This window comes from Okeania sp. SIO2C9 (assembly GCF_010672455.1).
Classification (GTDB): Bacteria; Cyanobacteriota; Cyanobacteriia; order Cyanobacteriales; family Microcoleaceae; genus Okeania.
Genome location: NZ_JAAHGO010000018.1, coordinates 120929 through 145848 on the forward strand (window position 1 = coordinate 120929; position 24920 = coordinate 145848).

General features: G+C 37.5%; 19 protein-coding genes. 7 read left to right on the forward strand and 12 right to left on the reverse strand.

Going from position 1 to position 24920, the window contains the following annotated elements; genetic code table 11:
- Positions 1-201 precede the first annotated feature (201 nt).
- Complete coding sequence (locus F6K23_RS16725) at positions 202-1929, reverse strand: diflavin flavoprotein (RefSeq protein WP_293157638.1); 1728 nt, start codon at positions 1927-1929, stop codon at positions 202-204.
- A 435-nt stretch (positions 1930-2364) separates the two neighbouring features.
- Between F6K23_RS16725 and F6K23_RS16730 the strand changes: the two genes are divergently transcribed.
- The 3 genes from F6K23_RS16730 (at position 2365) to F6K23_RS16740 (ending at position 5754) form a co-directional block, all read left to right on the forward strand.
- Positions 2365-2973 carry a hypothetical protein gene (locus F6K23_RS16730; protein WP_293157641.1) on the forward strand — a complete coding sequence of 203 codons (609 nt, stop codon included), beginning with the start codon at positions 2365-2367 and terminating at the stop codon, positions 2971-2973.
- Positions 2974-3244: 271 nt separating this feature from the next.
- Entirely contained in the window at positions 3245-4369 is a 1125-nt protein-coding gene (locus tag F6K23_RS16735) for a class I SAM-dependent RNA methyltransferase (protein ID WP_293157644.1), read from the forward strand.
- 458 nt (positions 4370-4827) lie between these two features.
- A complete protein-coding gene (locus tag F6K23_RS16740) occupies positions 4828-5754 on the forward strand; it encodes a spermidine synthase (RefSeq protein ID WP_293157647.1) in 927 nt (308 codons plus the stop codon).
- A gap of 241 nt (positions 5755-5995) precedes the next feature.
- On the opposite strand, the gene F6K23_RS16745 is transcribed toward F6K23_RS16740, so the two are convergent.
- From F6K23_RS16745 to F6K23_RS16770, 6 genes are all read right to left on the reverse strand, one after another.
- Entirely contained in the window at positions 5996-6415 is a 420-nt protein-coding gene (locus tag F6K23_RS16745) for a peptidylprolyl isomerase (protein ID WP_293157650.1), read from the reverse strand.
- Between the two features lie 969 nt (positions 6416-7384).
- The gene (locus F6K23_RS16750; protein ID WP_293157653.1) at positions 7385-8380 is read right to left on the reverse strand and encodes a zinc-dependent alcohol dehydrogenase family protein; all 996 of its coding nucleotides are present in this window, start codon (positions 8378-8380) and stop codon (positions 7385-7387) included.
- Between the two features lie 490 nt (positions 8381-8870).
- Positions 8871-11711, reverse strand: coding sequence for a CHAT domain-containing tetratricopeptide repeat protein (locus F6K23_RS16755; protein ID WP_293157656.1), 2841 nt, complete (start codon positions 11709-11711; stop codon positions 8871-8873).
- Positions 11712-11863: 152 nt separating this feature from the next.
- Complete coding sequence (locus F6K23_RS16760) at positions 11864-12223, reverse strand: type II toxin-antitoxin system PemK/MazF family toxin (RefSeq protein ID WP_293157659.1); 360 nt, start codon at positions 12221-12223, stop codon at positions 11864-11866.
- Complete coding sequence (locus F6K23_RS16765; RefSeq protein WP_293120174.1) at positions 12210-12443, reverse strand: hypothetical protein; 234 nt, start codon at positions 12441-12443, stop codon at positions 12210-12212. Before F6K23_RS16765 ends, F6K23_RS16760 begins: the two co-directional genes overlap by 14 nt.
- A gap of 278 nt (positions 12444-12721) precedes the next feature.
- A complete protein-coding gene (locus F6K23_RS16770; protein ID WP_293157662.1) occupies positions 12722-12967 on the reverse strand; it encodes a UPF0175 family protein in 246 nt (81 codons plus the stop codon).
- 91 nt (positions 12968-13058) lie between these two features.
- Between F6K23_RS16770 and F6K23_RS16775 the strand changes: the two genes are divergently transcribed.
- Positions 13059-13262 (forward strand): hypothetical protein, encoded by a 204-nt coding sequence (locus F6K23_RS16775; protein ID WP_293157665.1) that lies wholly within the window; start codon positions 13059-13061, stop codon positions 13260-13262.
- 53 nt (positions 13263-13315) lie between these two features.
- On the opposite strand, the gene F6K23_RS16780 is transcribed toward F6K23_RS16775, so the two are convergent.
- Positions 13316-13900 carry a hypothetical protein gene (locus F6K23_RS16780; RefSeq protein WP_293157668.1) on the reverse strand — a complete coding sequence of 195 codons (585 nt, stop codon included), beginning with the start codon at positions 13898-13900 and terminating at the stop codon, positions 13316-13318.
- A gap of 248 nt (positions 13901-14148) precedes the next feature.
- Here F6K23_RS16780 and F6K23_RS16785 point away from each other — a divergent pair, with 248 nt between their 5' ends.
- Positions 14149-15033 carry a hypothetical protein gene (locus F6K23_RS16785; RefSeq protein WP_293157670.1) on the forward strand — a complete coding sequence of 295 codons (885 nt, stop codon included), beginning with the start codon at positions 14149-14151 and terminating at the stop codon, positions 15031-15033.
- 416 nt (positions 15034-15449) lie between these two features.
- Here the strand turns inward: F6K23_RS16785 and F6K23_RS16790 are convergent, their stop codons facing one another.
- The 3 genes from F6K23_RS16790 to F6K23_RS16800 form a co-directional block, all read right to left on the reverse strand.
- Positions 15450-16748: a dihydrolipoamide acetyltransferase family protein gene (locus F6K23_RS16790; RefSeq protein ID WP_293157673.1), complete on the reverse strand. Its 1299-nt coding sequence runs from the start codon at positions 16746-16748 to the stop codon at positions 15450-15452.
- A gap of 238 nt (positions 16749-16986) precedes the next feature.
- Positions 16987-17436, reverse strand: a complete 450-nt coding sequence (locus tag F6K23_RS16795) for a YlqD family protein (RefSeq protein ID WP_293157676.1) — start codon at positions 17434-17436, stop codon at positions 16987-16989.
- Positions 17437-17557: 121 nt separating this feature from the next.
- Positions 17558-19519, reverse strand: coding sequence for a long-chain fatty acid--CoA ligase (locus F6K23_RS16800; protein ID WP_293157679.1), 1962 nt, complete (start codon positions 19517-19519; stop codon positions 17558-17560).
- A gap of 292 nt (positions 19520-19811) precedes the next feature.
- On the opposite strand from F6K23_RS16800, the gene F6K23_RS16805 reads away from it, so the two are divergent.
- Complete coding sequence (locus F6K23_RS16805; protein ID WP_293157681.1) at positions 19812-20156, forward strand: hypothetical protein; 345 nt, start codon at positions 19812-19814, stop codon at positions 20154-20156.
- A 1214-nt stretch (positions 20157-21370) separates the two neighbouring features.
- Here F6K23_RS16805 and F6K23_RS16810 read toward each other — a convergent pair.
- A complete protein-coding gene (locus F6K23_RS16810) occupies positions 21371-22420 on the reverse strand; it encodes a mannose-1-phosphate guanylyltransferase (protein ID WP_287241068.1) in 1050 nt (349 codons plus the stop codon).
- Between the two features lie 327 nt (positions 22421-22747).
- Here F6K23_RS16810 and F6K23_RS16815 point away from each other — a divergent pair, with 327 nt between their 5' ends.
- Positions 22748-24073 (forward strand): LCP family protein, encoded by a 1326-nt coding sequence (locus tag F6K23_RS16815; protein ID WP_293157684.1) that lies wholly within the window; start codon positions 22748-22750, stop codon positions 24071-24073.
- Positions 24074-24920: the final 847 nt, after the last annotated feature.

The following is a 24920-nucleotide window of genomic DNA, read 5'->3' on the forward strand; positions in this document are numbered from 1 at the left end:
TAGAGATTAGAGAGTTGTTTGAGTACGAATTTCTTCTAAAACATCGGATATTTCTGCTTCTACATTTGGAATTTGTGGAAGAAAGCAATCTCAGGGGTGGTGCGAGATTGCTTTCTATCATCACCATGACGATTTTTCAGCCAGATTACATATCACTCAGGTATACTATTAGCGGGCAAGATGCCTGCACTACAACGTAAATTAATAATGGTTACCTACTTTTCTATGATGTATCGCAGGCAAAACATCTGAGTCACTAACTCGCCCAGTATCAACACTTGCATAGATAATCCAGTGGTCGCTTACCTCCATCCGACTTACTACTTCGCACTCTAAATAAGCTAGTGCATCACCTAAAATCGGACTACCATTTTTAGCAGTTTGAGTATTTACTCCGGCAAAACGGTCTGCACCTGGTGGAAAGCGCTTCAGAAAATGTCGCATGAGGGTTTGATAGTTATCTTCCCGCAATACATTTAAGATAAAGCGATCGCCTACTTGCATCAGCGCCTCAATTGCTCGGTCTTTTGCTACTGCGATGGAAACTCCTAATGGTTTAAAACTAGCTTGCACTACCCAGGAAGCTAACATGGCACTACTAACCTCGCCTTTAGTGGCAGTGATAATATACAAACCTCCACTCAAACGACCTAAAGCTTTATCTAGGTCACTATCAAGAGATTTCATCTGTTTAATATTTTTCTTCAGACTCAACAGTTGCCCTGCATCTGTACCCGCTTCCTCACAAAGTTTATAAGTTAATTCTGAAGGAGTTTCTTTAATCAGAATATTGGGGAATGCTTGCTTGAGACCTAACTCCTTAAGTTTATTTGCTAGAGGATATACTGATAAATCATCACCACCACCAGATTCAAATAGACCGAAAGTCTGTTTTTTGTTAGCTGCTGCCAAAATAGTGTTGACTGCAGTTTCAGAAGTGCTTGCTGCCGGACCTGTGGTTGGTGGCGATCCAATGACGATTCCTTTTGCCATTTCTACCAATTCCCGCACTTCTTGAGGGTCGGCAGATTTAAGGTCCATCATTTCTACTGCAACGCCTGTTTTGGTTATCCCGTGGGCAATTGCTTGGGAGAGGCGATCGCTATAACCATAATCAGAGGTGTAGAATACTGCTACTGTTGTCTCTGCTTTGCTTTGCGCTTTGCTCCACTCCTCATAACGGTTGGTTAATTCTACTAAGTTATAACGTAGTAGTGGGCCATGACCTGTGGCAATAGTATTGATATCTCCCAATGCTTTCATGCGTTTCATTGCACTCAATACTGAGCGAGCATTGGGGGCCATCAGACATTCGTAATAGAATTTATAGTCTGCTTCTATGTCACTCAGATTTTCATCGTAAGTTTTGTCTGAGCAATAGTGCATCCCAAAAGCATCACAGGTGAATAGGGTTTGGGTTTTGCGATCGTAGGTAAAAATAGTATCTGGCCAATGCAGATTTGGGGCAGAAACGAATTCTAAAACGTGACCGTTGCCTAAATCTAATTGGTCTCCATTTTTGACAATTTGTTTATTAAATGGTATATGAACTAAATTTTCTAAAAATTGGATTGCTACTTTTGCCCCAACAACTGTAACTTGGGGAGCTAGTTCGATAATGTCTTTGGCTAAACCACTATGGTCTGGTTCGGTATGACTAATAATTAGGTAATCAATTTCTGTCGGTTTAATTAGACCCCAGAGGATGTCTAAATATAACTGACGAAATTTTGCATGGGATGTATCAACCAGAGCATTTTTTTCTCCTCGAATAATAAAGGAGTTATATGTGGTACCATTCTGTAGACCAAACTCTATATCAAAGCGATCGCGGTCCCAATCAAGGGAGCGAATGGCCGTGGTATTAGGAGCAATTTTACTTGTTTCCGTTGTTAGTCTATTTTTTACTCGGTCTGTTACTGCTACCATAAGAGACCTCTCTCTAATTTTGATTTGATTTTTAACAAGCTTTCAACTATCAGTTTTCGGCTTTTTCTACGGAATTTTCCGTCAACAGCTTTGAGGTTTGTACCTTAAAATATCCAGAAATTTTATAGCTCGGAGCTATTTTAGGGTCTTTATCCCTACCAAGTAGGAAGTTAGACAGTTGAGGAGAAGTTTAAATCTCCCTAGATATGAATTTTTTGGATTTAAGTCAACTTAGGCTGATAGCTTATTGCTGAAAGCTGAGAACTTTTTAATATCTTTACACAATTTAACTATAAGTTTTTTATAGAAAATTTTATTAGAAAGTTAAGAATATCAAATAAGGCTTTACTTATTTTCATTTTTGGGAGATATTTTTATCAAATTATGGTAAGGTTATAGGGTTTTGCTACTATCCAATGGCACAAAGGAGAAACAATGAAACACCGATTAGCCACCGTGGGAGTTGTTACAACTGCTTTAGTGCTGGGAAGTGTGATTCTGCCAATATCAGCACAGGCGCAGCTTTGTTATGGGTATGGCTCGCAAAAAGCAAATTATGAAACGGCAAACTTTAATATTAATATTTGCGAAACTCAAAAGGGTGAATATATATTCATTAGTCAACCTAAGAATGGAACTGAGCAAGATTGGCTGATTGTTGGTAATGCCACAAAAAGAGGTAGTTCTTGGGAAGCTTATGACCCGGTACGAGGAATTGAATATATTGTTAGCCCAGACCAATATCGTGTGGATTCTATAACACAGAATGGCCTCACAGAGCGTGTAATTAATTACCAGGCTAAAGCAAGGGCTAAATTAAAAACTTGTTATATTCTCAGGCCAAATGGATTGTATATTTTTGAGGCACGCAATTCAGCGAGTCGTAGAATTGGAGTGCTAGAAAATGGTCAGAGAATAGAAGTTACCGGAAATGAAGAAATTGGTAGTGGCACTCAAAGGTTTATAGAAGTTACAAATCCATATCAAGGATATATAGTTTCTAGAGATAGTAGTGGAAGCTATATCTCAGATTGTTCTCCTTAATTAAGGAAGAAGGAAGAAGGAAGAGGGAAGAAGGAGGATGGAAGAAGGAAGAAAAGATATCAATATTATTTGTTATATAAAAAACATAAAGGTAAGGAACAAGTAAGAAGGAAGAAAAAATATACAGCATATTTCGGAAAAATTATGTACAAGGTGTTAATAGTAAAACTCTTGTGGTGCAGGCATCTTCCCGGCTAAATATCGCTAAATATCTAGCTCACGGGCAGCGAGCGGGAAGTGCTGTAAATTATGATTACTTATATAAAAAATAATGAATCAATACTATGCCAAGGTTGCTAAAGGGTTAGAAGCTATTGCTGCCCAAGAATTAAAAAGTTTAGGAGCAGAAAACATCTGTCCAGAATTTACTGGGGTAAGTTTTACAGGGGATAAGACTTTACTTTATCGAGTTAATATCTGGGCAAGAACTATTTTTAGAGTTTTAGTTCCTATTGCTGAAGTTCGATGTGTTAACCGAGAAATACTTTATAAAGAGGTAAAAAAAATTCCTTGGCAGCGATATTTATCTCCTAAAAATACATTAGCAGTTAATTGTACTGGAAGTAATGATAAATTAAAGCATACTCATTATACTGCTCTGCAAATTAAAGATGCAATTACCGAGCAACAAATAGAAAAGTTTCGCTACAGGTCAAATATCGATACTAAAAATCCTGATATATTGATTAATGCTCATATTCAAAATAATAATTGTATCCTCAGTTTAGATAGTTCTGGTAGTAGTTTACATCAGCGTGGCTATCGTCTAGCAATGGGGTTTGCTCCTCTGAAAGAAACTTTAGCAGCAGCTATTTTAGAAATGGCAGAATATTCTCCAGATATACCTTTTTTAGACCCTTTATGTGGTTCTGGAACTTTACCTGTGGAGGCAAGTTTAAAAGCATTAAATATTGCACCGGGACTGTTGAGAAATAAATTTTCTTTGATGAACTGGCGTGATTTTGACAAGTCTCTTTGGCAAGATTTATTAACAGAGGCTAAAAATAGTCAATTAACTGAATTAAAATCCATAATTGTCGGTAGTGATCGAAATCCTGAAGTGCTTTTTCAAGCTCGAATTAATGCTGAAAGATGTGGGGTAGCAAATAAAATTAAGTTTATTAAAACGGATTTATCTAAATTAAAACCTCCCGCAGATCGAGGGATTATTATTTGTAATCCTCCTTATGGCGAACGTTTAGGAGAAGTTGAAGAATTGGGTGAACTTTATAAAATGTTGGGGGATATTTTTAAACAACGTTTTACTGGATGGACGGCATTTATTTTGACAGGAAATAAACAATTATCTAAACAAGTAGGGTTAAGAACTTCTCGGAGGATTCCTGTTTATAATGGAGCTATTCCTTGTACTTTATTGAAATATGAATTGTATTAGGCAAATTAGGAGTTAGGAATTAGGAATTTCTAGTATTAAATAAGTTTGAGTAGACTCAATGCACGACTTTTGAGAAATGATATAGCACATTCCTCGTATAAGAAGTACAGAGATTAACAATTGAATGTTTATAGTAGGGGCGAATGGCATTTGCCCTCACCCTATTTACTGTCCGTGCGTAAGTCCTGATGATATTACATTAAATCCGTTTAATTAGGTATAAAAATATTGGGTAGTCCTGCTTTCGTAATGCTACATAGCAAAAAGGGATATAATACTACGCAATATAGATTAGAACATTAATAAATCCTCAAACTCAGTCAAGGATTACTTCTGACTTCTATACGGGCGAATACCATTCGCCCCTACTAACTTGCGCGTAGAGCTATACCTGGCACGGGAGCAAGATGCTCCCACTGTTTTCGTAACAAATATAATGACAATGCACGACCATTACAATGAATAATCAAAAATATTGGCAAACTAAAAATTTAGAAGCGATTCAGCAAAGAATTTCTTGGCTGTACGAACAACCAGATGGAATAATTTTTTCTCAACCTTCTGGTATACACTTTTTAACTATAAAAAAAATCAAATTTATCATTCAGTTAGTATTAGTAGAGCAAGTAACTTTAAAAATGAATTGGGTTCAATCTATACTTAATTTGGATAATCCCACATATTTAATTTTTCCTTATACTCAAGCAATGATGTTAGCTTTAGTCTGGAATAGTCAACCAAAAAAAATTTATATAGCAGGTTTTGGAGGGGGTAGTATTCCTCAAGTTTTTCATCACTATTTTCCAGATACAATAATTGAATGTGCAGAAGTTGATGCCAGTATATTGTCAATATCTCAGAAATTTTTCGGGGTAGAATTAAATGACAGATTAAAGGTAAAAATTCAGGATGGTAGAGAATATTTAGAGCAACAAAATCAGGAAAATCTGTATGATATTATGATGATTGATGTAGCTTTTGGTAATGGCTATATGTCTTATAATTTAGCTACTAAAGAATTTTATGAGTTGTGCGATCGCCATTTATCAAAATCTGGGGTTATAGTCGTAAATACGTTAAAAAGTAATGACTTTGAAGCAGAGTATATCAAAACTATTAAAACTGTCTTTCCCTCTATTTATATTTGTCATACTAGCGGCAAAAATACAATTATTATTGGTACTCGCTATCGTTCTGTAAATAAAGCAGAAATTAGAGAAAAAGCTAAATTTATTCAGGATTATCATCAATTTTCTTTTCCCTTAGTTGACAGAGCAAATGAGATAAAAATGATTGATGAATTATCAAATTTAAACTTAGACCAAGTTTCAATTCTCCAGGATACTGCTTCACCTGCTAATTATTTTGATTCTTGGTTATTTTAAGGAGTCAGGAGTCATTTCAGTTATCAGTTATCAGTTATCAGTTATCAGTACCTCTGCCTGTTTGCGCAGCATTCCGTCCTGGAATAAAAAAGTAGGGACATTCCACAAAACATCCCTAGTCTAATAATAATAAATAAAGAGCTACAACAAGATAAAACTGGTCTAATTAGGAAAGCTTTTGAAATGTATTTTCTTTTTCTATCCCACTCCCCATTTTCTTCAATTTATCAACCGATAAAAACTACTTTTCAATCTTCACAGAAAGAATTTTGTCACCTTGCCTAATAGCATTGACAATATCCATATTCTCTGTTTTACCAAAAGTTGTATGAACACCATCTAAATGAGGTTGGGGAGCGTGACAAATAAAGAATTGACTACCACCTGTATCGCGACCAGCATGAGCCATTGATAAAGTTCCGGCCAAATGTTTATTATTATTAATTTCACATTTAATTTTATAACCAGGGCCACCTGTTCCTGTACCTTGAGGACAACCACCTTGAATCATAAAATTAGGAATAACACGATGAAAATTTAAGCCATCATAAAATCCTTTTTCACTTAGTTCAACAAAATTTTTCACAGTATTAGGGGCATCATTATCAAATAATTCTAGATTAATGATTCCCTTCTCAGTTTCCATGATAGCTCGTGTCATGTTTGGAATTTCTCCTCAAGTTAATTTGTCGTATTATACGCCATATACCAACAATATTTTTCTAAATCTAGCGACGTTTAAAAAAGTATCAAGTAAGAAGGAAGAAGAAAGAAGGAAGAAGGAAGAAGGGATAAGGTTGATATTTCGTTGTTTGAGATATTCCATAAATTCTAATAGTAATGGCAGTTGCTATAACTTTTCAACTCTGAATTGACCCATAAATTAGTTAATGATGGAGAATTATGCAAATATGCCATGATAAAGGTAAATTTTTTTGGCTGTACTATTATGAAAAACAATCATATAAATTAGTATTGGTTATATTTAGCTATTTTTGAGTCAGCCTTAACTATTGACCAGAAAATTAGGTTTCAAGCCTCCCTTTTCAAGGGTATAAAGAAAAGAAAATTCAGTATTTTCAAGCTTCCCTATTCCAGAAGGTACTGTTAACTGATAACTGATAACTGATAACTGAAATTACGCCTTTCAATTTCCAATAAAACTTGCCATTTAAGAATTAAAATTATTCTTAATCAAATCAAAGATAACTCGAAAATTTAGATAATCTTCAGAAAGTTTTAGGAGCAGATATATTGTCTTTGTTTATCTTACAGCGCTTTTCAAATTGATGAACCACATCTTCACACATCAAACTTTGTAGGGACGTTCCATGGAACGTCCCTACTGTGGTCTACCCAAATGAAAACCGCTGTAAATTGTTAAGCATTTCTTTCGGAATGCTGCGCAAAAAGCAGTCAGCTATTAGCTATCCTCCGTAGGAGGAACTGCGTTAACAGCAATTAATTTTCGGGAAGGTAAAAGCAAACTTTGAAATTGAGTTTGAATAAAAAGTTACTACCATGGGTCCCCTTCCTACACCTGAGAAGTAATTATTCATTGCTAATTGCTGTTTGCGTAGCATACCGTAGTGGAGCGCTGACTGCTGACTGCTGAACGCTGACCGCTTTTTTAAATAGTCAAAACAATCTTACCAACCATCGACCCTGCTTCCAACATTCGATGTGCTTCTATTGCATCATCTAAAGCAAAAGTTTTATTCACATGAATCTTTAATTTTCCTTGGTCAAATAACCGCCCACATTGTTGCAAAATATTAGCTTGGTCTACTTGAGCTTCCATCAAACCTTTCATCATTGGAGTTAACATTAATTCCAACCCTATTCGCAAATTTCTTTGCCTCGCAACTTTCAAATTTCCTAAGTTAGTATCTGGTTCTAAAATTGTCACTAAATCGCCATAAATTTTCACTGCTGGAATAGTATCATAAAAAACCTTTCCACCAACAGTATCAAAAGCTAAATCTACCCCTTCCCCATTAGTCCAATCTAACACTGCCTGCACAAAATTTGTATTCTTAAAAATCGCTAAATCTGCACCTAAACTTTTGACAAAATCTGCTTTTTCTTCTGAACTAATAGTAGTAGCAACCTCTGTTCCTTGTAACTTTGCCAACTGTATTGCCACATGACCAACCCCACCTGCACCACCATGAATTAATACTTTCCTGCCAGCTTCTAATTTTCCCCTGTCATACAAAGATTCCCAAGCAGTAATTAAAACCAAAGGTGCAGCAGCAGCTTCAACAAAGGTTAAATAACTTGGTTTTTTAGCCACAAATCTTTCATCAACAACAGTCAATTCCGCATAATTTCCAGGAGTTGCTCCGATGCCACTATGACAAAAATAAACCTCATCTCCCACTTGAAAATTTTCTACATTTTTACCAACTTCCGCCACAATACCAGCACCATCACATCCTAAAATAGCAGGTTTTTGATCTGGGAAAAAAGTGCCACGAGTGCGTAATTTTGTATCAATAGGATTTACTCCGGCAGCTTTCAAACGCACTAATATTTCTCGGTCATTTTCAATTACAGGGTCGGCAACTTGTTGTACTTGTAAAACTTCCGGTGCCCCTGGCGATGTCATTACAACTGCTTTCATAGTTGATTTTCCGCTGATGTTAACTTTGTTGGTAAAAACATTAAGTTTACATTAATTTTTATCTTTTGTCTATAGAGAGTAGGAAGGTAGGGACGTTGCATGCAACGTCCCTACAGAGTAGGGGAAAATTTGATAGATTTTCAAGATAATTGATGAAGAGCATTTTTATTATCTCTAATTAATGAGACCTGGTATAATATGAAATTTGGTGATATAACCAAGCCAAGGATTGAAATCCTTGACTGATAGCTTAAGTCATCTAAAGATGACTAGATTATCTATACCGTAACCGTCTTTTTGTATTGTGGTTAATTCATGCAACTTGATATAACATCCCTACCTCTGACTTCTAACTTCTGACTTCAATGAACGCTCCTACTTTTGACTTTTGACTTCTAACTTCTGACTTCAATGAACGCTTCTACTTTTGACTTTTGACTTCTAACTTTTGACTTCCGTGAAACGGTATGACTTCTGACTTCATTAAAACTCACTCTCCGTCACCAATTAAAATCAAAGGCGACCAATAAAACGGATGAATATTTTCCCTAACATAACCTAATTTTGCCTGACGCAACGCCTCAACTTTCGTCATTCCTTCCTTCACATTCTCATAAAAATTCACCATAATATCCTTCGTTATCCCATCCTCCGCATTCCATAAACTGGCAATAACCGCATCAGCACCCGCACGCTCAAATAAATAGGCAACTCCTGCTATTTCTTCACCGTTGGAGTCTGCTTTCATGGCAGTTTGGCAAGCACTCAACACAATTAAATCTGTATTTTCTAATCCTAAAAGTGCAGCATCGGCAATATTAAAAGTTTCTCTGTTGGCAAACAGAATAGTATTTTCCTCTAAACCCACACCAAGACAACCTCCTTTTTGAAAGCAACCGTGGGTAGCAAGATGCACTAAGGAAAAACCCGAAGATTCTGTTTTGAAACTGGCGAGGGTTGCCTTTTCCCGAATTAAGTGTTTGCCTGATAACTTTTCTACGATACTTTTGGCTTCTATTTCTGCTCCAGGGAGGTTTATCTTTGTAGGAGTGGGATTGCCAAATGCTAATACTGTGGGCGAATTGGTGGTTTTGGAATGCTGTTTTCTGGTGGCGGAGATGCGGGTGAGGTTGTGGATGGGGTATTTGGCAATTAGGTATTGGTTGGTTTGTTTGTCGTAGAGGGTTTCAAAGGGAATATAGCGGAGTTTTCCGGTGGCAATAATGGCGAGTTTTTTGGGAGAATAAGCTGTTATTTCTGTTTCCATGGGACGAATGAGGTAGTCGTAGAGTTTTTCTTGGTTAAGGTCGTAGTCATCAGCGTTGGGGTTTTCTAGTTGAGCGCGATATTCGGTGAGGAGGCGATCGAATTCTTTGGCATCGATGAGTACTTTTTTGACTATGGTGGGTTTGTCTCTGGTGACAAGGAATATGGCGATGCTATCGGGAACATTTTTAATACCAGTTAACAGAGCAGGTTGAATAACAACGGTATCCGGTGCAATATTGGCTTTGAGTTTGTCGATGTCTTCCGGTTTGAATTCAAAAAGCTCGGCAACTTCTGGGTATTTATTGGTAATGTCGGCAGCAAGTTGGTTGGTTTCTGCTTGTAACTGGTTGAGTTGTTGCGAAAGTTGAGTACTCCATTTATTTTCTACTTTGCTATAGAGAGCTTGTAATTGTTGATTGTTTTGTTGCCATTGGTTAATCTGTTTTTGAGCTTCTGGGTTTTTGACTTTGGCATCAATAAGGCGAGTGTAGTCAGCGAGGTCGAAAGTTGTAGCTAGGTTATGCCATTCCCAGGCAATGTCAGGTTTGTTTTCGTCGATGAGGAGATCGATAAGAGCGATCGCTGTGTCATCCTTATCTTCTAAAAAAGTCTTGCGGTTTTCTTTTTTTAATCCCGCACGCATTTCTAGGGTTATTTCTAATGACTGTTTCCAGTGATATATAGCTTTTTCTGGTTGGTTGCTATCTCGGTAAAGATAACCAATATTATTGAGAGTAGTAGCTTCTCCAGAGCGATCGCCCACTTCCCGTCTGATAGATAAAGCTTGCTGGTAGTATTCTAATGCTTTTTGGGGTTGACCAATATTGTTGTAAACTCGACCAATATTATTGAGAGTAGTAGCTTCTCCAGAGCGATTGCCCACTTCTTGCGAGATTGGTAAAGATTGCTGGTAGTATTCTAATGCTTTTTGGGGTTGACCAATATTGTCGTAAACTCGACCAATATTATTGAGAGTAACAGCAACTCCATAGCGATTGCCCACTTCTTGCGAGATTGGTAAAGATTGCTGGTAGTATTCTAATGCCTTTTGGGGTTGATCTATGTCTTTGTAAACTACACCAATATTATTAAGAGTATGAGCAACTCCAGAATGATCGCCCACTTCCCTACTGACAGGTAAAGCTTGCTGGTAGTATTCTAATGCCTTTTGGGGTTGACCAATATAGTCGTAAACTGCACCAATATTACTGAGAGTAGTAGCTTCTCCAGAGCGATCGCCCACTTCTTGTGAGATAGGTAAAGATTGCTCGAAATATTCTAATGCCTTTTGGGGTTGACCAATATCGCCGTAAACTGCACCAATATTACTGAGAGTAATAGCAACTCCAGAGCGATCGCCCACTTCCCTACTGACAGGTAAAGCTTGCTGGTAGTATTCTAATGCCTTTTGGGGTTGACCAATATAGTCGTAAACTAGACCAATATTATTAAGAGTAGTACCTTCTCCAGAGCGATCGCCTACTTCCCTCCTGATAGGTAAAGCTTGCTGGTAGTATTCTAATGCTTTTTGGGGTTGACCTATACTGCGGTAAACTGCACCAATATTATTGAGAGTAACAGCTTCTTGTGGGCGATCATCCACTTCCCGCGAGATGGGTAAAGCTTGTTGGTAGTATTCTAATGCTTTTTCGGGTTGACCTATTTTGCGGTAAACTTCACCAATATTATTGAGAGTAATAGCAACTCCAGAGCGATCGCGCACTTCCCGAAAAATCATCAAAGCTTCGTCATAGAATTTTAATGCTTCTTGTCGTTTGTCTATACGATCATAATTCAAACCAAGACCAAGGTTTGCTAATGCCTCCTTTTCTTGGTCTTTGATTTTTATAGCAATAGCTAAAGCTTGTTGAAACGTTTTTATAGACTCCTGATATTGGTATTGCCTTCTTTGTTGGAACGCTGTTTCTAGTAGTTGCTCTAACTTTTCTGCCTCAGAGTCAGAAGTTTGGGCGTAACTCCGTTGTGGTAATAGTGGCAGTATTAGGGGAGTTGTAGTCAGGGTTGTTATTCCTATTAGAGAGGTAATAATAATTCGTTTCATTGTCTTATTTTCCTCAAATAAAAAGTGAGTATAAAAGCATAACTAAGTATTCCAAAATTGTTGAGTGATCGCTTTAATAAAACTCCTTTGAAAAAAAGAAAAGAAAATCAGTGCAAATAACGAAATAAATCAATGAATTGATTGAGATTAAATCAAACTTCTCTCATCAGTCTATTTATGGCAGTAATTACTTGCATTAATATCTCATCTGGCATTTGACAAGCAAACTCTGCTCGCCGTTTTTTATAGTCTAAAGATTTGACTTGATCTGCTAGTACAACTCCTGAAATTTCTAATCCTTCTGGAATTGGTATTTCAAACATAAATCCTTTGACTTTTGTAGTAATTGGGCAGACTAAAGCTAATCCTACAAGACGGTTATATCTACTTGATGAAACTACTAAAGCAGGACGACGACCAGCTTGTTCTCTTCCAGATTGAGGATTAAAGTTTATCCAGATAATATCTCCCTTTTTAGGAATATAAAAATCTGAGTTATTAGAATTGCTCACTTAGTACCTCTTCTAGACCAATTTCACCATGCAGTTGTTCTGGAGTAATTGCATCTAACATTTGATTAAATTCTTTAGTTTCTCTCAGTAATGATGGCATTCTCATAGCAATAATTCTAATAATTAGAGTGTTAATTGGTTCTTCTGTTAACTCAGATAGTTCCTCTAATTTTTCATAGAGAGATTCTGAAATTTCCAAGGATAGTTTTTTATTAGGCATTTTTTTGTTTTTTGTCACTTTTATTCAGGTATATAGCAAGGGGATTGCTATATAATAATACACAAGCAATTTTGTTTTTTAACTTTTTGGGTAGGAGATTGCCACGGGGGGCGTAACTATTAAAGACAAGAGTTAACTCTTAACCTTCCCCCTCGCAATGACACGCTCCGACTTAGTTTTCATTTTATCTTATTTGCCTCAAATAGAATTAGGTTAAAATTGAGCAATGAGCAAATTTAAACAAGGTAAAATTGAACAAGAATTAAATAGCCCAATAATCATAGTATTCCCATCTCCTGTAAGTTTTTAATGTCTTTTTCCAAGTCTTTTACGTCATAATGAACCGGAATTTGACGACTAGATAATAAATTCTGAAAAGTAATTCTATTCATGTCAGCAAAACGACTAGCTTGACCTAGAGTTAGTTTATCTTTTTGGAAAAGCATGACAGCTATTTCCTGTTTCATCTCAGATTCTGTCATTCTAGTGGCTACCAAAATTTCATCAGAAATAATAATGCTCATAGTGAAATTAAGTATTTTTTCTGTTATTATAACAAAATATTTTTAGGTATTTTTTTTATCTGTACCACTTATCAATTAGCAGGAAAAAACTATGATGTTACCTGATGAAATTTTAGAAGAAATTTACCAAATTCGAGAAGAACACGCCAAAGCTTTTAACTACGATCCGAAATTAATATTAGCTGATTGTTTGGAGAGACAAAAGCAATTTGAGAAAGAATGGAAAGGGAAAATCAAATTCATTAGAACTCCTTTGAAAAAAAGAAAAATATCAAATCCTTCTGTCAATTCCTAGGAAAAAAATTAACGTTGTTGGGTTGCGAGATACGCTTAACCCAACCTACAAAGTTATTCTTCTCTTGAGTGAGAAGTAGCAGTAATAATTAACATTTGCTGCTCTGGTTGAAACTCAATTTTACTGACAATATAACGACTCTTGATAATATTCCTCATGGTTCTAGGTATACCCTTTCTATCATCTACTCCTATCACAGCTTCAGGTTTAATCTTAGCAATACCTTTCTCTGTATTCTCCCATTCCAACCCATCCATTTGTACCTGAAAACGTCGGGGTTTACCCTTCATCTTCACCTCATCCCCACGAATAACAATATATCCAGTAGAAGTTGGCCACCAAATATCCCCATTAAACTCAACCCTGGTAATATTAGCGATCGCTTCTCTGCCATTACTGCTACCTCTTGTAATAGTCAGGTGTTGGGAGTTTATTTCTGTCAATTTACCAGATCTACTATCGCCATCTTTTAGTATCACCCTTGCCTTAACAGGCAATGACATGGGAATAGGTTGTGGCTGTGATTGGGCTTGAGCTTCTACAATAGGGTTAGAATTGCTAATAGGTTGTTTAATGTCTCCTATCACTACTGTAAGACAGGCCACTAGAAAAATAATTATGATTTTAGTTATCTTCATTGTGGATATCAGATAGAAATATTGCCTACTATTATTTCTTCACTAGAAGAGTTAATTTTTCTGAAAATAGCCTCTACTCATAAATTTTTGTTTGTAGTAGGGCTTTAGCCCATGAGATACCTATATTAGGGCTAAAGCCCTACTACGAGCTTTAATTATAACTATTCAACCTTAGAAAGGGGGGCTTAGGAATAATGATTCCCCTTAGAAAGGCTAGGAATAATTGCTATATTTATAGATAATATAATTTGCTCTATTCAAATCATAACTTATACAAAATGTTGGGAAGAATTGCGGGTTTATTAAGTTTATTAGGAATTGGTTTATATTTTACAGGTTGGATTTATCGTTGGGCTTATTTTGCTTATTTTCAACTGGAAGTAACGACTCTAGATTTACCTTTTGAATCATTTTTCATTGTGCCAATACAGGTATTTTTTGGTAACATATCCAGTGGAAAATTTTCAACTTTTTTTCGTACTATAGTAATAGCGATCGCTTCTTTTATTATTGTTCCAAATATTTTCCATCTGATTCAATTTTTGACCCAAAAATTAGATAAAATCCTCAATGAATTGCGTTTAAAATTATTGAAATGGAGCTTGAAAACTAAACACCCAAAAATACCACAGAATATTCAATCATTTCTTTATTTTCAACAAATTAACTATCAGAAATATGACAAAGTGTTAATTAATGAAATTGTCATATTCACCTGGTTATTAACAGCCTTATTTTTCCTTGGTCAAAGTCAGGGAAAAATTGATGCTATTCGAGACTCGCGCAACGAAACATCGTTTCTTCCAGTAGTGACTTTAATAACACCAGAAAATCGACTACCATTAGGCAGAAAAGTTGACGATATTGGAGACGATCCTAATGTTAGCAGTTTTCGTGTTATTGGAGATTTAGAATTATATAAAGATTTACTACAAGGGGATTACAATAACAAAACTGACCCTAATTATCCGCAAGTTGTGTGGCGACTGCTGATAGATAGAGACGGTCAATATTATATATTCCCTTCTTTGTCAAAAAATGACCAAGCAAATGCTCATCCTCCGGTTGTCGTTATTCAGCAGAGCGATCGCGGGGAATATGTTGTTATTCTCAGTCCAGAAGCTCCACCCTGAGTGTTGGGACCCACCCCTAACCCCTCCCAGGAGGGGAATGTGGGGACTCACCCCTAATATAAAATCCGGTTAAACAGTCGTCATTGCGACGATAGGAAGCAATCTCCTAAACCCTTGAGATTGCTTCCTTCCACTCCGTTCCAGTCGCAATGACTTGGATATAGTAATTATCTGGATTTTATATAATATCAAGTTGCATTGATTAACCACAATATAGTTATGATGAAAAAGACGGCATACTCCTCAAGAGTCATCTTAAGATGACTTAAACTATTAGCCAAGGATTTCAATCCTTGGCGAGTCATGTTATCCGCTCGGTTTTTTATTCTATTGCCTATTGCCTATTGCCTGTTGCCTGCGCACAGCGCGATAACTGATGGCATAAAACTCAATGCCACCAGCTTCTCATTACTCGCCTACATAGTCAAAGACTGGGGGTTAGTTTCAATCAACTTTGCTAAATCTTGCAAGAAAGCAGCAGCGTCAGCACCATAAATAATTCTATGGTCGCAAGTAATATTTACCTGCATTTGTCGCTTAACTCCAATCATCCCATCAGCAGTTGCTACTACCTGGGGTTGAGATGCACCGATCGCCAAAATTGAACCCTGACCAGGTGGCAAAATAGCATCAAACTGACTTACTCCAAACATTCCTAAGTTAGATAGAGTAAAGGTACCAGTGCTATATTCATCTGGTTGCAACTGCTTTGCCCGCGCCTTTTCTACTAAACCTTTCCAAGTGCGAGATAAAGAATAAATATCCATTTTGTCAGCATTTTGCAATACTGGTGTAATCAAACCGCCATCAGGCATTGCTACCGCCACTGAAATATTAATCCCAGAAGGATACTGAATACCTCCTTCCACATAAGCAGCATTGAGCAAAGGATGTTGTTGCAAAGTCATTGCTATGGCTTTTGCTAACATCGCAGTCATCGTCACACCCTTAGACTTAATCTGTTTATATAACGCATCTAAGTTATCTGTAGCGATCGTGTAACCAACATGGAAAGTAGGCACAGATAAACTTACCATCATATTTCGCACCACTGCATTTTGCAGAGTATTCATCTTGACAACTTGTCCAGGTGTAACCGGTGTCGGAGGTGCAGATGGTGGAGGTGGAGCAGTAGGAATAGATGGTTGAGTAGGAATAACGGGAGTCGCAGTCTTCGCAGGTGCAGCAACTGAAGTTGGAGTACTACCTGTCGCCATTTCTACATCTTCTGCCACAATTCGACCATGAGGTCCAGTACCTTTAAGAGTACTTAAATCTACCTTCAATTTTTTGGCCAACTTTCGGGCACGAGGGGAAGCAATAATCCTTCCATTACCCCGACCATTGTTCTCTTTTGTTTCTGTTGTGACAGATGTGGGGGCTGTAGCAACAGCAGTTGCAGCAGTAGAAGCCGCAGGAGCAGTTTCTTGCTTCGCTGTAGTACCTCCTTGCTGTTTAGCTGTTTCAATTTCGGCCTCTGTTTCAGCCAATAAAGCGATCGTAGATCCTACAGCTGCCACATCTCCAGCTTCCACAATTATAGTGGCCAGATATCCAGAGAAAAAGGATTCTACATCCATATCTGCTTTATCTGATTCAACCACTACTACTGTTTCCCCTTTTTCCACCCAATCACCAGTGGATTTTTGCCAAGAAACAATTTTACCCTCGGTCATAGTAGAACTAAGGGCAGGCATGAATACTTCATTAATCATGTTAGTTTTCCGTTATTTTTTTGTTGATAAATTATTTAGGTCGTAGGTCGTAGGTTGTAGGTTGTAGGTTGTAGGTATAGTCATTTCAAATAAGAATATAACACTTCTTCTGCTAAAACTCTGTTATGGCAAGAAAGACTTGTCTTAATCTGATCATAGGTCTTGGGTAGGGCAGTAAACTTTTTTCACCTAAAACCTACCACCTAAAACCTACCACCTAAAACCTAAAACCTATCTTCTAAACCTCACCTCGTACTTCTTCAATTACCCCATCACGCAGGAGAACTTCTACTTGCATTTTCTTGATCAAATTATCTCCTACATCAGCAGTAAATACACTTTCAATTTGACCTTGACTAACTTCTTGCTCTAATTCCAAAGTTTGTACTTGCTGTAATTGTTGTAAAGCTTGATTTTTCTGCTCTACAAACTCATTTTTCTTTTGGCTGATCTGTGCTTGTATATTATTAATTTGCTGTTGCACTTGAGGACCTGGAGGTTGTACACTTTGCTTTCTAATTTCAGCAATTGCCTTTTGCCCTTGTATTTCAAGTTGTTGTAATTGGCTATCTAAATTATTAATTTGGGCTTGTAGTTGTTGTTGGGCTTCTTCTTTCCAACGTGGGGTAACGACTACTCTGACGTTAATCGCTCGCTTTAAAAGTAATTGTGTTTGAGAATACTCCATAAAAATTGTTCTTGTCAGTTTATTTTTGTTTGCACATAAAGGCGAGAATATTGATTTTAGACTTTAAGATTGCAGAAAATCTGAATGATACTCAATCCAAAATCTAAAATCTCCAAAGTCATTAATCAAACATTTTGTTAATCATATCGCGGTAATGGTCCGTGATAATGGGACGTTTGATCTTCATCGTTTGGGTTGTCATGCCATTTTCTACCGTAAACGGTTCCAGAATCAAGCGAAAAGGTCCAATGCGGTCATCAGGCCGATATCCGGGGCGATTTTTTACCTCCCGATTCAATTCCTGGCGGAACAATTCTTGAATGGTCTGACTTTCCCAATCAATCTGTGGTTGAGGTTCTGAAGGATTCAGTTGAATAGCCCATTGCTCCACTGCTTCAATATTAGGAACAACTAAAGCACCCAAAAATTTCTGGTCTTGCCCCACCAGCATAATTTGGTCAATATATTGACTGCGGGCACAAGCATCTTCAATGGGCTGAGGTTCAATATTTTCCCCATTAGTCAGAACAATTGTATCTTTTGCCCGACCAGTTAATACCAAATCATTATCTGGGGTTATCCAACCAATATCGCCAGTATTAAACCAACCTTCAGAGTCAATAACTTTCTCAGTAGCTTCGGGATTTTGATAATAACCAGCCATGATTTGTGGCCCTCTTGCCCAAACCACACCTTTATTACCAACTGTCAGAGTTTTGTTAGTTTCTGGGTCTACTATTTTAATCTCAGTAGCTGGAATGGCTTTACCAGCAGACCCCCGGAGATTGTTCCAATAGTGTCGAACAGTCAAAACTGGAGAAGTTTCGGTTAAACCATATCCTACCAATAAGCCTATACCGACTATTTCAAAGAAGTTTTCTAAGTGCATCGCTAGGGAACCACCCCCACTTATGGCAAATTTCAGGCGACCCCCAGTAGCTTGGCGGATTTTTTGATAAATGATTTTTTCTCCCAGACTATGAAGAGGTAATAATGCCCAACTTTGCAAAGTAGCCAACAATTTCTGAGACTGAGACGGTGGGTCGAGTTGCAAAACTAATCCTTGACTAATACGCCTAGCTTCAATGTAACGTTGACTTATGCCCAGGAAAAATTGAGCTAATTTTTGTTTATTAGCTGGTTGTTCTCGTAGTTGTTTTTGTACCCCTTCATAAATTAATTCCCAAACTCTGGGCACACTGGTGACATAGTGGGGTTTATATTCTTGGAAGTCTTTTTTCAGAGAACGTTTATTGGTATAAACTTGGGTACAACCTTGGGATAGGAAAAAATATTCTCCTGTCCTACCAAAAGTATGCCAAGTGGGTAGGATATTTAGGGTACATTCTCCTGGGTTGGGTTGAATAAGTGCCCCGAGAACATTAATTTGATAGAGCAGGTTGCCATGGGTCAGCATTACACCTTTGGGTTTGCCAGTTGTGCCAGAGGTGTAGAGCAAAGTAGCAAGAGTTTCCAGGTTTTGCTTAGTGGGTTTGAGAGGGCGGTCTTCTCCTGTAGCAATGACTTGAGAAAATTTAACTACAGGTAGACTTTCGTCAGGGTTTGGGTCTTCTTCAGACAGCAGAATAATTATATGTATAGGTAGGTCTTGTAGGCGATCGCTCAATTTTTTCAACAAGGCCAAGTTTTCCACAACCAAACTCACACTGCCACTATGTTGAAGAATATAAGCTAATTCTTCGATATCTGCAGTCCCACTTCTGACCACATCTGCTCCCCCTGCAGCAATAATACCTTGGTCGGCAATCATCCACCGAGGGCTATTGTCAGCAAATAAGGCCACTCTTGGGGGTATTGATGCTTCATTTTCCGTAGGGACAACCCCCAATGATTGTAAACCAGCAGCAAATTTTTGAATCTGTTCGTTTAGTTCTGCATAAGTAAATTTGACTTCTGGTTTGGCATGGGGGTCATGGAGGGCGATGGTCTGATTATAATGTTGGGCAGCCAGTGGCCATATTTCAGAGAGAGATTGAACTGAGTTGTAGAGAGTGACTTTTTGGAGATTGGCACGTTCGCGATCGCTCATTTGCCAGGAGGTGGGAGATTGTATAGATGTCATTATCTGCTTCCTAAAACTATTGGTGATAAATCTAGTATCTGAGAATTTTGGATAAGTTTGCTAATTTTAGTGACAGTTTGTCAACTTGAATATTCAACTACAGGGAAAAATTAGCCAGAGATTACTTTTAACTTCTCAGTTGCGCATAGCGCTATCTTCAACAATGAATAATGAATAATGAATAATTACCTCTTCTTTTCAAGGAGAGGATTGACAAATTCATGAAAATTTTTCTTTATTATCCCCTTAAAAGGGGAGGCGCATACCCACAATTTTTCGGTAAAAGATAATTTTGGGACAAAGAAATATGGAACTTTGGGATATTTCTGCCATTGACCAACACGCTCATAATTTATTTAAACCAGAAGCGATTGCTCGTTATTCTTATGTTGCTGCTTTTACAGAAGTTTATCATCCAGATATTATTAATTATCATGCTTGTTATACTCTATTTTATCGTCGAAGTTTGCGGGATATGGCAGACTTCTTAAATTGTGAACCGCAAGAATCAGAAATATTAGCTAAACGAGATAATTTAGGGTTAGAAAATTTAACCAAAACTTGTTTTAATGGTGCAAATTTAGAGAGTATTTTGTTAGATAATGGCTTTCTCCCAGAGCAAATTTTACCTTGGTAATGACATCAAAATTTTTTGGGTATCAGGGGATTATTAAGAATAGAAAATATTGCCCAAAATCTCATACTTCAAGTAATGGGAAATGAATGAAGGTTTATTATGGTGTTTTATTGGTGGTTTTTAAGAGATTTTCTCTACCTCAATCACCTCCTGTACTGCAATTACAAACAAACTAATTCCAATTCCAGTTCCTTCTGCTGTACCAATACCAAAAGCAGAGAGTCAACCTTTAGAGAAAAAAAGCAGTGACATTCCCAGATGCTTGAATATCAACTTAACTCTCAGCAACCTCGATGACTTAAAGATAAAGTCAAGGTAGACGCAAGCTGGAGAAATTTTAAGAGAGCAGAGTTGGGGAGAGGCGATACTGCTGATGCAACGCTCCGCGAACGCTACTAGAAAAGAAAAAAACCCTTGAACTCTCTATCCATGAAGTAAGCAGTTATAAGACTGTAGGTTGGGTTTACGTGATAGCGCAACCCAGCAGACACAAGCTTGTTGTTGGGTTGATCCTAACAGATAAGCTCCGCTCACACTTCGTTCTACCCAACCTACTGGCGTGACACAGCTTAAATGGTGGATTAGATGGGGAGTGTGGGGAGTGTGGGGAGTGTGGGGAGTGTGGGGAGTATGGGGAGTATGGGGAGATCAAGACACCTAGAAACAAAAATCTATTACACAGTTTTAGGCGTGTCACGCCACTACAAAGTGCTACAGTTTCCAAACAGAAGAAATTAATATTTTCTCTACAGTCTTCTGGAATTGATGGAGATGCAATTATTCATGAAGAGGCCAGGTTAGTGATCGCCCAATTAAATTATCTACAAGCTAAGACAAATGTTGATTTTGCTTTAGCTGCTTTAAATTGCGCCAAAGCTAACAGGAATTACGAAGAATATAGAGTTATATAGAATCCGGTTATACAGTATGTGTTTATAATTCTATACCACACTTCAATATTAAATCGGACTACCTCCCCATCTCCCCATCTCCCCATATGTGCCAACTATATAATAAGTATTCAACCGGATTTGATATTAGAGTAACAAAATCGCTGATTAGACTTTGATTCAATATCTTAATTTTTGAGACTTTCTATCCGCTCTAGATTCATCCCTTGATTCAGCAAGGCCGTGTTTTTTGTAGTGGCAATTCATAAATTGCCCCTACAGGTAGCGTCCGTGTGTAAGTTCTTCTTCCTTACTTCCTTCCTACTATAATAAATCCTTAAACTTAGGATGATTAGCCAAACTCTTCAAAACTTGCTTAATATCTTGCGATCGCTCCTTTTTCACAATCAAAGTCACATTCCCATCCCTAACAACAACCACATCCTCCAAACCAATAGTCACAATAGCATCATCATCACTAGTGGCATAAAAAATCGACCCCTCCGTATCTAACCCCAAATGATTAGCTAACTCCACATTCACTCCATCACCCTTAACCAAACGTTCCAAAGCATTCCAGTCACCCAAATCATCCCAACCAAAAGCCACAGGTAACACAAAAGCCTTGTCAGTCTTCTCCATCACCGCATAATCAATACTCTTCTTCTCCAACTGAGAATAACCCTCAGCACCCATCGCCTCCAAAACAGTCATCATCGTCGGCGCATATTTTCGTAACTCAGCCAACATTACCCCCACCCGGAACACAAAAATACCGCCATTCCAACTAAAACGACCCGTTGCTAAAAACTCCTCAGCCTTCTCTCGGTTAGGCTTTTCCGTAAACCGCGCCACCCTATAAGCATCAAACCCACCAAAATTTCCTGCTTCTTTTCCCTGTTCAATGTATCCATAACCTGTAGAAGGGAAAGAGGGTTTCACACCTAGGGTAACAATAGCCTCCTGATTCATTGCCAACTCAGCTGCTGCCTCCAAGGTCTTCTGGAATACTTCCGGTTCCCCGATCCAATGGTCAGCAGGGAAAAACCCCACTACTGCATCTTCACCATAACGGCGTGCTGTCTCTATAGCTGTCCACGCAACAGCAGGAGCTGTATCCCTTCCTTCTGGTTCTGCCAATATATTTTCCTTTGGCATCTGGGGTAACTGTTGTGCTACACCTTCGGCCAACATTGCCGAAGTTACAACCCATAAACCATCCCAATTGTTAGATAATGAGAGTAATCTCTCTGCTGTTGTTTGTAACAAACTTTTACCACTGCCATCCAGGGAAAGAAATTGTTTGGGTCGATGCTTTCGACTTAAGGGCCAAAAACGTTCTCCTTTACCACCAGCAAGAATTACAGGTATCATCAGATTTTAGATTAATTAATAGATTAGACTATTCAATCTTAAATTCTCATTGCCAGTTTTTCCCAAGTTACCCAACTATGGCATTTGCTGATTTTTTGAGGAGATTCTAAAACTTTCAATATTATAGCGGTTTAATCGTTTGTGAAATACAAAATTCTCAGTTTTTAGGAAGTAGGGAATTGAGTAGTTGGCATTGAGACTCAGTTATTAATTATTACCAATTCAGAAGTGGTCTATATCTTTATTTATTCCATTTCTAGCCATTAACTTGGACACAAACCGCTATAGTTACAGCAATAATCTTACTTTTAACTTTTAACTTTTATTATGAATAATACTTCTTCTACTGAATCCCGGTCTATTTGGCACAAATGGTGGTTCTGGATACTTGTATTAGTCTTGAGTGGAACTACAACTACTTCTTTTGGGGCAATAACTGCTCTATTTGCTCCGGTTGAACCACAGTTTTTCAGCCAACTACTCCAGAAATTTACTTCAGATGTCTTGTGGCGCAAACGTCTGCCTTACAAACTCTCAAAACCGATGAATATTCTAGTTATGGGAATTGACGAAGTTTCAGGAGTGGCAGAAAATTCTCCGGATGTGTTTGAGGGTCGTAGCGATACTTTACTATTAGTACAAGCTAATCCTACTACTCAGACTGTCAGTTTACTTTCAGTACCACGAGATACTCAAGTCCTAATTCCCAAAATTGGTATTGCTAAAATTAATGAGGCTAATGTTTATGGTGGGCCCAAACTGGTAGAAAGTGTTTTAGAGAGTACTTTAAGTGGTTTTGAGATTGACCGATATGTGCGAGTTAGTAAGGGAGCGTTTCGAGAATTAGTTGAACAAGTTGGTGGGGTAGAAATTTTTGTTCCTCAACCTATGTCTTATACTGATAATACTCAGCAGCTAAAAATAGATTTAAAGTCTGGTTGGCAAACTCTCAATGGAGAACAAGCAGAACAATTTGCTCGTTTCCGAGAAGAAGTTCATGGAGATATTGGTCGTATTCAACGACAACAAGTTTTGCTCAAGGCGCTCCGAAACCGCGTTACTAGTGTGGCAGTTTTACCTCGGTTGCCTAATATTATTCAGGTGATGCTGAAGTATGTGGATACTAATTTAAGTTTTCCAGAAATGTTGGCTTTGGTGAATTTTAGTCTTGATTTAGAAAGAGATGATTTGAGAATGGTAATGTTGCCAGGAAGAGCTAGTTCTAGTGATGAGTATTTGACTAGCTATTGGATTATAGACCAACCTGGTCGAGACCGAATCCTTGAACAATATTTTAATTTCAAGTTAGAAGATTTTAATTATAACGATCTATTTCATCCGAAAAAAGTTAATAAAACTTTGTCTTTAGAGGCTAAAATAGCTGTTCAAAATGCCTCTAGTAATTCTCAAGCAGCGACAAATTTTGCTCAATATTTGAGGGATCAAGGATTCTACAATGTTTATGTAGTTTCTGATTGGCCTGACAAAGAACCTTTGACTCAAATTATTGTTCAAGGGGGTTATTTGGAGTCTGCTGAAGTTGTGAAGAATGCTTTGGGTTTTGGTAATATTGAGCCTGCTTCTACTGGTGAAATAGGTTCTGATTTTACTGTTCGATTAGGAGAAGATTCGGTCGATATAATTAATAATTAATAATTAATAATTAATTATTAATTATTAGGGTTTGCGGAAAAAGTCTTTTGGTAGGGATAGGAGTCAGGAGTCAGGAGTCAGGATAAATGGAAATTATATGAGGAGGTAGTCGGAAAAATTTTCCCTTGATTTTTCTGTTACAATCATCCCAAAATACTAGCTTTTTGATCTTTTCGGTGCAAAAAGATGGCACTTTTTTGAACCTCAAAAACGCTTTAGTCTTTATTTATCAATACTCTGAGAATTAATCAGCAAGCCCTAATTAATAATTAATAATTAATTATTAGGGCTTACCGATTTAATCTAAAAGAATTGACATATAGAAGTCATTTGGTATCTATTTAACAAGTTATCAGTCCAATAGCCATCTGGGTTTTACGATTCTGGCAGTCATTTTTCGTAATTTTTCGGTCTCCTGAACCCCTATAGTTGTTAAGCTCCTTAAAATGGCTTTCCTGAAGACTTTGTATTTCAAGAAAAGATACCAAATGGGTTCTATAAAGACAAGTGCCTTTTTGGGGTCGAATTGCAGTGCCTGGTATCACGTCTAAAACGCTTAAAAAGGAGTGTACTTTAGGCTCATAGTTGGGCAGAAAAACCCCTCATTCTGACAATTCTTACTGAAAAATTATGGTTTAAAGCCTCCAATTTTAAGCTATCCATTATAAGGAACTCCTGAAAACCTTGATGGGAGGCTGGGGAGTGTGGGGAGTAATAATCTTCAAAAAAATGTATTTTTCAATATACTTTTCCGAGAAAAAAGCCTCTCAAACGACTTACACATAACTTCTCACTTTTGTCAAGTTTTATGCTAAGAAAGATGTTTATAAAGCATAGACTTTTAAGG